6 protein-coding genes are annotated in these 8,494 nt (G+C 62.4%); 2 read left to right on the top strand and 4 right to left on the bottom strand.

The window, feature by feature from the left end:
• Nucleotides 1–100: 100 nt before the first annotated feature.
• Nucleotides 101–994 carry a DMT family transporter gene (locus tag BW33_RS08160; RefSeq protein ID WP_047598223.1) on the top strand — a complete coding sequence of 298 codons (894 nt, stop codon included), beginning with the start codon at nt 101–103 and terminating at the stop codon, nt 992–994.
• Here the strand turns inward: BW33_RS08160 and BW33_RS08155 are convergent.
• A complete protein-coding gene (locus BW33_RS08155; protein ID WP_047598221.1) occupies nt 988–1,275 on the bottom strand; it encodes a SelT/SelW/SelH family protein in 288 nt (95 codons plus the stop codon). The two genes, BW33_RS08160 and BW33_RS08155, sit on opposite strands and share 7 nt — an antisense overlap.
• A gap of 71 nt (nt 1,276–1,346) precedes the next feature.
• On the opposite strand from BW33_RS08155, the gene BW33_RS08150 reads away from it, so the two are divergent.
• Nucleotides 1,347–3,548, top strand: coding sequence for a patatin-like phospholipase family protein (locus BW33_RS08150; protein WP_047598220.1), 2,202 nt, complete (start codon nt 1,347–1,349; stop codon nt 3,546–3,548).
• Nucleotides 3,549–3,689: 141 nt separating this feature from the next.
• Here the strand turns inward: BW33_RS08150 and BW33_RS08145 are convergent, their stop codons facing one another.
• The 3 genes from BW33_RS08145 to recQ all read right to left on the bottom strand — a co-directional run bounded on the left by BW33_RS08145 (nt 3,690) and on the right by recQ (nt 8,311).
• On the bottom strand, nt 3,690–5,462 hold the full coding sequence (locus BW33_RS08145) for a FimV/HubP family polar landmark protein (RefSeq protein ID WP_047598218.1): 1,773 nt from the start codon (nt 5,460–5,462) through the stop codon (nt 3,690–3,692).
• A gap of 127 nt (nt 5,463–5,589) precedes the next feature.
• The gene (locus BW33_RS08140) at nt 5,590–6,024 is read right to left on the bottom strand and encodes a MarR family transcriptional regulator (protein WP_007962151.1); all 435 of its coding nucleotides are present in this window, start codon (nt 6,022–6,024) and stop codon (nt 5,590–5,592) included.
• 157 nt (nt 6,025–6,181) lie between these two features.
• The gene (gene recQ, locus BW33_RS08135; protein ID WP_047598215.1) at nt 6,182–8,311 is read right to left on the bottom strand and encodes a DNA helicase RecQ; all 2,130 of its coding nucleotides are present in this window, start codon (nt 8,309–8,311) and stop codon (nt 6,182–6,184) included.
• Between the last annotated feature and the right edge of the window lie 183 nt (nt 8,312–8,494).

Below are 8,494 nucleotides of genomic sequence, written 5' to 3'. Positions count from 1 at the left end.
ATCTTTTGACTTTGGCTTTTCAAGATCAAAAGATCGTCCGAACGCGGCCCGAGCCTGCGGCAGCTCCTACATTGAATCTGTGTTCGGATTAAGGATTGCAATGACTCCGCGTACCGCCCTCGGCGCCCTGCATATCGGCGCTTTGATGTTCGGCCTGACCGGTGTGTTCGGCAAACTCGCTGCTGCCTCGCCGGCGGTGATCGTCTTCGGACGTGCGGCGTTTGCCGTGCTCGCCCTGGCCTTTTTCGCCCGCTTCGCCAGTCAGAACGGCTGGCAGAAACTGCAGGCGGTCGACTGGCGGCGCCTGGCGCTCAGCGGCGTGTTGCTGGCCGGACACTGGGTGAGTTTTTTCATCGCGGTAAAGGTCGCCGGCGTGGCGATTGCGACCCTGGGCTTTGCCAGTTTCCCGGCGTTCACGGTGATTCTTGAAGGGCTGATTTTCCGCGAACGCATCCGCGCCAATGAAATCGTGCTGGTGGTGCTGGTCAGCGTCGGTCTGGTGCTGGTCACCCCAGCGTTCGATCTGGCCAGCGGCGCCACCACCGGGTTGCTCTGGGCAGTGCTGTCGGGCTTGCTGTTCGCCCTGCTGTCGCTGACCAATCGCGCCAGCTCCGGACGCATCCCGGCGGTGCAGGCGGCGCTGTGCCAGAACGTGGTGGTGGCGCTGTGTCTGCTGCCGGTCGCGGCCCCGCAACTGAGCGAAGTGCGAGCGCTGGACTGGCTATGGATCGGCCTGCTCGGGGTATTCTGCACCGGCGTCGCCCACAGCCTGTTCGTCGCCAGCCTCGCGGTGATCAAGGCGCGCACCGCCGCCGTGGTGTTCGCCATGGAACCGGTCTACGGCATCACCATCGCCTGGCTGCTGTTCGATGAAAACCCGACCGTACGCATGCTGATCGGTGGCGCGCTGATCATCGTCGCCATCGTGGTCTCGGCGCGGATGTCAGGCAGCGCCGACAAGAAAACCGTCGCCGCCGAAGCCGCGTCTCACTGAGTGCGGTCGTTGTGGCCGAGGTCGCGCTCAGGATCGATCTGATCGCGCACCCGCTGCTTGAGCACCTTGGCCTCGGGAAAACCGCCGTCGGCCTTGCGCTCCCAGATCTGCACATCGTCGCAGCTGATATGAAACACGCCGCCGGTGCCCGGCACCAGCGAGACCTTGCCGAGGTCGTCGCCGAAGGTGCTGAGCAGCTCCTGCGCCAGCCACGCGGCGCGCAGCAGCCACTGGCATTGGGTGCAATAAGTGATGACGATTTCCGCTTTGGCGACGCTCATGTTTGCTGAAACTCCTGAGACAGAGGGCGCCGCTATAATAGCCGGCTTTATCGCTTGCCCCGAGACTCACCATGCGCCGTTTGCTGTTCTGCCTGCTGCTTGGCTTCCTGCCCCTCTTTGCTAATGTCATCGTGCATGCCGCCGAAGCCCCCCGCCCCAAAGTCGGCCTGGTGCTGTCCGGTGGTGCCGCCCGTGGCCTGGCGCACATCGGCGTGCTCAAGGCTCTTGAAGAACAGGGGATCAAGATCGACGCGATTGCCGGCACCAGCATGGGCGCGGTGGTCGGCGGCCTGTATGCCTCGGGCTACAAGATCGACGAACTGGAAAAACTCGCGCTGAACATCGACTGGCAGCAGGCGCTTTCCGACGCGCCGCCGCGGGAAGACGTGCCGTTTCGACGCAAGCAGGACGACCGCGACTTTCTGGTGAAACAGCAACTGAGTTTTCGCGATGACGGCAGCCTCGGCCTGCCGCTCGGGGTGATTCAGGGCCAGAACCTGGCGCTGATGCTGGAAAGCCTGTTGGCGCACACCAGTGACACCCGCGACTTCGACAAACTGCCGATCCCGTTCCGCGCCGTCGCCACCGACATCGCCAACGGCGAAAAAGTGGTGTTCCGCAAAGGCCACCTGCCGCAGGTGATCCGCGCCAGCATGTCGATCCCGGCGGTGTTCGCCCCGGTCGAACTGGACGGGCGGCTACTGGTGGACGGCGGCATGACCGACAACATCCCGCTCGACGTCGCGCGGGAGATGGGCGTGGATGTGGCGATCGTGGTCGACATCGGCACCCCGCTGCGCAACCGCAAGCAACTGGCCACCGTGGTTGATGTGCTGAACCAGTCGATCACCCTGATGACCCGGCGCAACTCCGAAGAGCAATTGGCCGCCCTCAAACCCACCGATGTGCTGATCCAGCCGGCGCTGGCGGCATTCGGCGTGACCGATTTCGGCAAGGCCCAGGAGATGATCGACGCCGGTTACCGCGCCACGCGGATTCTCGACGCCCGCCTCGCTCAGCTCAAACCTCAGCAATCCCAGGACGCCGAACTGAACGCAGCCCGCGCCCCGGGCCAGCGCACGCCAATCATCACCGCGATCAGGGTCGAGAACGATTCGAAAGTCGGCGATGAAGTGATCCGCTATTACATCCGCCAGCCCATTGGTGAGCCGCTGGACCTCGGTCGGCTGCACTCGGATATGGGCACCTTGTACGGCCTGGATTACTTCGAACAGGTGCAGTACCGCGTGGTGCACAAGGGCCAGGATCACACGCTGGTGATCAGCGCCCGGGGCAAACGCAGCGGCACCGATTACCTGCGGGTCGGCCTTAATCTTTCGGACGACATGCGCGGTGACAGCGCCTTCAACCTCGGCGCCAGTTACCGCATCAACGGCATCAACCGCCTCGGCGCGGAATGGCTGACCCGGGCGCAGATCGGCGACAAGCAGGAACTGTATACCGAGTTCTATCAGCCGCTGGATGTCGGCTCGCGCTACTTCGTCGCCCCGTATGCCGCGTTTGAAGCGCAGAACGTCGATGCCGTGCTCGACAACGACCCCATCGCCCAATACCGCGTCGAACGCTACGGTTTCGGCCTCAATTTTGGCCGACAGATCGGCAACAACGGCGAAATCCGCTTCGGGGTCGGCGAGGCCTGGGGCAAGGCAGACGTGCGAATCGGCGATCAGGATCTGCCGAGGGAAAACTTCACTGAAGGTTTCTACTCGCTGAAGTACTCGTTCGACTCGCTGGACAACGTCTACTTCCCCCACGAGGGCAAGGACGTCAGCCTGACCCTGATGCAATTCGAACCGGGGCTGGGCTCGGACACGCGCTACCGGCAGTGGGAATTCAAACTCGACAAAGCCATGAGCCATGGTCCGGATACGCTGATTCTCGGCGGGCGCTACGGCCGAACGCTGAACGACGCCAACGTGGTGACGTCGAGCTTCCTGCTCGGCGGAGCGCGACAGTTATCGGGCTTTCGCGAGGATTCGATCTCCGGACAAAACGTCAGTCTGATGCGCGCGGTGTACTACCGACGGTTGACGCCGCGTTCCTACCTGCCGCTGGACTTCCCGCTGTATGCCGGTGCTTCGCTGGAGCGTGGACGGGCGTGGAACAACGACAATGAATTCGACAGCGGCTACATCAATGCCGCCAGCGTGTTTATCGGCTTCGATACGCCGCTGGGGCCGCTGAACTTCACCTATGGTTTGAATGATGCGAATGAGCAGGCGGTTTATTTGAATCTGGGGCAGACGTTCTGAATATCGTCCTGATTTGATGTCGCCTGACAGACCGCCATCGCGAGCAGGCTCACTCCTACAATGGATCTGTAAATACAGTTCAATTGTAGGAGTGAGCCTGCACGCGATGGCGCCCAAACACATGAATATCAACCACCTTGGCTAGCGAATCCCCGCCAATAACGTCCGTGCCGTTTGCTTGAGGGGCTCGTCCCCGTCCTTGAGCAATTCATTGAGCAAGGCAATCGCGCTGTCGATATCCCCGTCATCAATGCAGGTCTGCGCCTGTTCCAGTTTCTCCGCGCCGTGCTCCGGCTCAGTGGCCGCAAGATCCAGCGGCTCCAGCGCCAGCGACTCGCCCGGGTCGCCAAACTCTTTGAGAAAATCTTCGTCCAGCGGCTGCGCGTCCGGTTCGGGGATCCACTCCAGCTCCGCCTGTTCGCTGGCCACTGTTTCGGGCAACTCGAAGTCCGGCGGCAGGATTTCCAGGCCGGAGTTCGATGCAGACCGTTCCAAGGGCTGCTCAGGTGTCGAACGACTGTCTTCAAGATCCCAACTGGATGCCATCGACAGCTCACCCAGATTCAATTCGAAATCATCCTCGGGCGCCGGTGGCAAAGGCGCCACCGCTGCGGCGGCGACCATCGGCACTGCCGGGGTTATCGGCGCAACGCTGTTCAATTTGGGATGCCGTTCACGGATCGCGGCCAGTTGCTGAGGATCCAGCCCTGCATCACGCAGGCGGTTTTCCTGTTGTTCATAAGCTGCGTTGTCCCCCTGCCGACCCAACACTTCGAGCAATTGCACACCCAGTTCGGTGCGCTCGGGTTCCTTGTCCATGGCATTGCGCAACAACCCGACCGCCTCACTCAAACGCCCATAGGCCAGATAGATCCCTACCGCTTCCAGCACGTCGCCGGCCGCCGGTTCCTCACGGTGTTCGGTGGTTGTTCGGAGGCTGGCGGATTGCGTGGTTGGCGGGTCTTCAGGGTCGATGGGCTGGGCGGCGGGCACAACCGCCAGCGGTGCAGCATCGTCTGCCAGTTGACGCCGACGCCGGATGAAAAGCCCAGCGCCCAACAACCCCAGCAGCACCAGCAAACCACCGAGCAGCGGCCAGTCGAGGCCATTGTCGGCTGCTTCAGGCAAGGTGGTGACCGGCGCGGGTGTTGGCGGCGTGACGGCCGGCGTCGGGGGCTTTTGCAATTCGCTCAAGCGCGTTTGCAGATCACTGATCTGCTGCTTGCCGTCGGCCAACTGGACATCCTGCGCCTGGAGTCTGGCGTTGAGTTCGTCCACGGTTTTCTGCAGTTGCTGATTGAGCAGCACGCTGGCCGCCAATTGCTCGGCCACGGTATCGTTGGCTGGCGCAGCCGCCGCTGGAGGGGTTGGCGCTGATGGGGCGGCGGCGCGTTTGCCCTGAGCAGCCTGAGGCGTCGCCGTGGCAGGTTCGACAGTGGGGAATTCAGAGGATCGCGGACGTGGATCGGGCTCGTCCGTGGCCGGCACGATGCTCGGCGATCCGGGCGGATCGATCAGCAGCGTGTACTCGCGCAACAAGCGGCCATTGGGCTGATCGAGTTGCACCAGAAAATTCAGAAAGGGTTCATTGACCGGTTTGCGCGAGGTCACCCGGATCATCTGGCGATTGCCATGCAGGATCGGGGTGAACTTGAGGTCATTGAGGAAAAACACCCGCTCGACCCCGGCCCGGCCGAATTCATCCGCCGTGGCCAGGCTGGCCGAGAGGTCGCTGGCACTGAGGCCCGCGGCATCCACCAGCGCGATATCGGCCTTGAGCGGCTGATTGAGGGCCGAGTGGACGGTGATGTCGCCCAGCCCGAGTGCCATCGACCAGGTCGAATAGCTGAATACACCAGCGACCAGCAGCCATCTGGCGCCACCGCGCAGTACCACGTGCCGACTTGCGAGCATGAGCATCCCTTAAATAAGCAAAACCGGTTTCTATGCGTTCGCACATCCGGTACGAACACGATATTGCCCAGTAGTTCTTATAGTCTGCTCAGCGCGATCCCTCAAAAAACCTCTGTGCAGTTATGCCTCAAGATTTTTCCAGGTTGGCCAGAATGTGCCCGTGAACGCGCATGCACACCTTCAGATCCGCCTCGTCGACGCCTTCGAACAATTCGTGGCGCAGTTGCGTGGCAATGGTTTCGATTTGTTCGATCAGCGGCAGCGCCGGAGCGCAGAGAACGATTTTTTTCGCCCGGCGGTCTTCCATCACCGACTGACGTTGCACCAGGCCCTGGCTTTCCAGGCTGTCGAGCAAGCGCGCGAGGGTCGGCCCTTCGACACCGACGCTTTGCGCCAGCTCACGTTGGGTCGGCGCGTCTTCGAAACGCGCCAGATGCAGCAGCACCAGCCAGCGCGCCTGGGACAGACCCAGACCGGCCAGCCGGCGATCCAGTTCGGCACGCCAGCCACGGGACATCTGGGCCAGTTGCATGCCAAAGCGGTGTTGATCGGTTAACGGCATAAAACACTCATGAGTAGACTGACAAATAGAGAAAAACTAATTATTAGTCAGCTAAGCATGACATTTGGCTATAGGCAAGGGCCGACCTGTACTGAATCGTTACATCTTGAAAGCCTCTCACCCTGACCCTCTCCCGGAGGGAGAGGTTTGGGTCGGATTACATTTCGAATTCAGATTGCAGCGCAGCCCTTACGCAGTAAAGAACGCCTTCCGGAACGCGACCGGCGAACAGCTCGGCCACTTCGGCGACCGACGGCAACTCGCCCTCGCCGTCGAGGAACGCGTCCTGCACTTCGCCCATCAGTTCTTCCGGCAAGTCGAGCGCCTGTTCCAGCGACAATTGCTGCTTGCCAATGGCTTCGGCGAGCATGCTGTAGACGTTCTTTTCCGAGCATTGCAACTGCCCGGCGATCTGCATCGGGGTCATGCCGGCGCGGGCCAGGGTGATCAGTTCGTGGCGCACATCGGCCACCACTTTCGGCGCCTCGGCCTCGCCGCCGAGCACTTCGAGGAAGGCCTCGCCGTAACGTTCCAGCTTGCGCGCACCGACACCGCTGACCCGGGCCATGTCGGCCAGCGAGGTCGGCTGGCTGCGGAGCATTTCCAGCAGGGTCGAGTCGGGGAAGATGACGTACGGCGGCACGCCATGCTCTTCGGCCAGTTTGCGCCGCAACGCACGCAAGGCTTCCCACTGTTCGCGCTCTTCGCCACGCACCAGCTGGCTGGCCGGGCTCTTGCTGGCGGTCTTGGCAGTAACCTGCGGCTTGAGGTCGCGGCGCAGTTCCAGGGACACTTCGCCCTTGAGCAATGGCCGGCAGGTATCGCTCAGGCGCAGGCCTCCGTAGCCTTCGTGATCGACATCGGCCAGACCACGCGCCACCAGTTGCCGAAACAGTGAGCGCCATTCGCTCTCGCTCAGCGCCTTGCCGACGCCGTATACCGACAGGTGCTGATGACCGAAACTGCGGACCTTCTCGTTGTCCTTGCCCAGCAACACGTCCACCAGATGGCCGACGCCATAGCGCTGGCCGGTGCGATAGATCGCCGACAGCGCCTGGCGCGCCGGCTCGGTGGCGTCCCAGGTCTGCACGCCGTCGACGCAGTTGTCGCAGTGGCCGCACGGCTCGGGCATGTCTTCGTCGAAATAGGCCAGCAGCGTCTGGCGGCGGCAGCGGGTTTCTTCGCAAAGCGAGAGCATGGCGTCGAGCTTGTGCTGCTCCAGACGCTTGTGGCGCTCGTCGCCTTCGGAGTTCTGCAGCATCTGCTTGAGCATCACCACGTCTTGCAGACCGTAGGCCATCCAAGCGTCTGCCGGCAGGCCGTCACGGCCGCCGCGTCCGGTTTCCTGATAGTAGGCCTCAAGGGACTTCGGCAGGTCGAGGTGCGCGACGAAACGCACGTTGGGCTTGTCGATGCCCATGCCGAACGCCACGGTGGCGACCATGATCAGGCCTTCCTCGTTGAGGAAGCGCTTCTGGTGATAGGCGCGCAGATCGTTGGGCAGACCGGCGTGATACGGCAGCGCCGGGAAGCCCTGCTCGCTGAGGAACGCGGCAACTTCCTCGACCTTCTTGCGCGACAGGCAATAGACGATGCCGGCATCGCTGCGCCGTTCGGCGAGGAACGCCAGCAACTGCTTGCGCGGCTGCTCCTTGGGCACGATGCGGTAGAAGATGTTCGGCCGGTCGAAGCTCGACAGGAAGCGCTCGGCGTTCTGCAGGTGCAGGCGGGTGACGATTTCTTCGCGGGTACGCTTGTCGGCGGTCGCGGTCAGGGCGATGCGCGGCACGTCGGGAAACATTTCCGCCAACTGGCCCAGTTGCAGGTATTCCGGGCGGAAGTCGTGGCCCCATTGCGACACGCAGTGCGCTTCGTCGATGGCGAACAGTGCGATGTTCAGACCTTGCAGGAACGACAGCATGCGCGGCTGCACCAGACGCTCGGGCGCCAGATAGAGCATTTTCACTTCGCCGCGTTTGATCCGCACCGCCAGATCGCGTTGCTGTTCGGCACTCAGCGTGGAGTTCAGTGCAGCGGCCGCCACGCCCAGCTCTTCGAGGGTAGCGACCTGATCGTCCATCAAGGCGATCAACGGCGACACCACCACTGCCAGGCCTTCGCGCAGCAGCGCCGGCACCTGGAAGCACAGGGACTTGCCGCCACCGGTAGGCATCAGCACCAGCGCATCACCGCCGCTGGCCACACGCTCAATGATTGCACCCTGGCGGCCACGGAAACTGTCGTAGCCGAAGATGTCCTTGAGGACGCGTTGAGCCTGTTCGAGCATAAAAACTCCAAAAATCTACCGAAACATCCCTGCACAGGCTGGTTCAGGACAGCCACAGCTGCTTAAACAAAACGTAAGAGCGCATTGCCAGACCACCGCAATACGAGCAGGGAGCGCAAAACGCGGCAGTATACCCGAGCCCTCCCCGGCAGGGGGTGCCGCTGAGAAGACTCATTCCTTCCC

The sequence above is a fragment of the Pseudomonas sp. RIT288 genome (assembly GCF_000631985.1).
In the GTDB taxonomy this organism is placed as follows: domain Bacteria; phylum Pseudomonadota; class Gammaproteobacteria; order Pseudomonadales; family Pseudomonadaceae; genus Aquipseudomonas.
This window is presented reverse-complemented; position numbering and strand designations above follow the sequence as displayed.

Coding starts and splice junctions, on each gene's coding strand:
- BW33_RS08160 (WP_047598223.1), top strand. CDS start 101: ATGACTCCGCGTACCGCCCTCGGCGCCCTGCATATCGGCGCTTTGATG.
- BW33_RS08155 (WP_047598221.1), bottom strand. CDS start 1,275: ATGAGCGTCGCCAAAGCGGAAATCGTCATCACTTATTGCACCCAATGC.
- BW33_RS08150 (WP_047598220.1), top strand. CDS start 1,347: ATGCGCCGTTTGCTGTTCTGCCTGCTGCTTGGCTTCCTGCCCCTCTTT.
- BW33_RS08145 (WP_047598218.1), bottom strand. CDS start 5,462: ATGCTCGCAAGTCGGCACGTGGTACTGCGCGGTGGCGCCAGATGGCTG.
- BW33_RS08140 (WP_007962151.1), bottom strand. CDS start 6,024: ATGCCGTTAACCGATCAACACCGCTTTGGCATGCAACTGGCCCAGATG.
- recQ (WP_047598215.1), bottom strand. CDS start 8,311: ATGCTCGAACAGGCTCAACGCGTCCTCAAGGACATCTTCGGCTACGAC.